This window comes from Vibrio sp. 1F253 (assembly GCF_041439295.1).
GTDB classification, from domain to species: Bacteria; Pseudomonadota; Gammaproteobacteria; order Enterobacterales; family Vibrionaceae; genus Vibrio; species Vibrio tasmaniensis_A.
In genome coordinates, this window is sequence record NZ_JBGONU010000103.1 from 3,302 (window position 1) to 4,415 (window position 1,114).

General features: G+C 44.7%; 1 protein-coding gene. It reads right to left on the bottom strand.

Annotated features, from left to right (window positions below):
• Positions 1 to 114 precede the first annotated feature (114 nt).
• Positions 115 to 825: a response regulator gene (locus tag ACED28_RS22770; RefSeq protein ID WP_280605059.1), complete on the bottom strand. Its 711-nt coding sequence runs from the start codon at positions 823 to 825 to the stop codon at positions 115 to 117.
• Positions 826 to 1,114 lie beyond the last annotated feature (289 nt).

Here is a 1,114-nt window from a genome sequence, read left to right on the forward strand (position 1 = left end):
TAGGCTTAAGTTCTTGGACAACCGTTTTGCTCACCATATAAGCCGTCATTCCGACTAAGATGAAGTAGAGAAAAAACAGTCTGAGTCCAAGTGGGATCTTCGGCCAGCGATTCATCATTCACCTTTAATGCAGTAAAAGTAACCAAATCCACGCTTGGTACAGATGCGTTCAGACATCTCAAACGGCTTCAACTTATGGCGAATAGCTTTGATATGGGTATCGATATTGCGCTCGTATGCGGCCTCCGGCGCCATGTCTGCCGCGACCATGAGCTGCTCTCGACTCAATACATTGGAAGAGACGGAGATCAGCTTATCGAGGATCTTAAATTCGACCGCAGTTAACCCAAGCATTTGTCCACCGACACCATAATCAAAGCTCTGCGCAACCAAATCGTGGCTCACTTGAGGTTGTTCTGGAACAGCAACAGGCTCCGGCTTGTGCTCCTTCATTGGCGCTTTAGCTTTGATTCGAAGTTTAATGCGAGCCAACATTTCACGCGGGCTAAATGGCTTAGTCACGTAATCATCCGCGCCAATCTCCAAGCCTACCACTCGGTCAATTTCATCGCTTCTTGCGGTGAGAAAGATAATGGGAATATCAGAAAACTCACGGATGGTTTTGCACAATTCAAAACCATTACCATCCGGTAAGCCTACGTCTAACACAAGTAACGCTGTGGAGTTGTGCTGCAAAAAAGCTAAGCCCTCTCCTGCCGTTGCAAACCACTCTGCGTGGTAGCCGTCCATCTCTAATACATGAATCAGGTTCTCTGCGATGGCAGATTCATCCTCAATAATGACGACGGTTGATTGGTCGCTCAATGTCTTAACCTCGTTGGCTATATTTATCTTAATTTCGTCGTTACTTGTCTACCCTGAGGTTAAGGCTATCGAATTGATACTGGAAAGGCAAAGTTCGTGAACCATCTCTGGAGATTGTTACAAAAAATCAACTCCAGATGAGAGATCTTCATCATCAATACTGGATCGTGGATTAAGTGATTTTACCATAATACGGCTCTTCTCCGCTTAGATGAGCTTGATTTCTGGGTAAAAGGTAGAGTGAGTTTCTAGGATTGAGGTTTGTCTAATCTTCAATTTAAAGTAATCA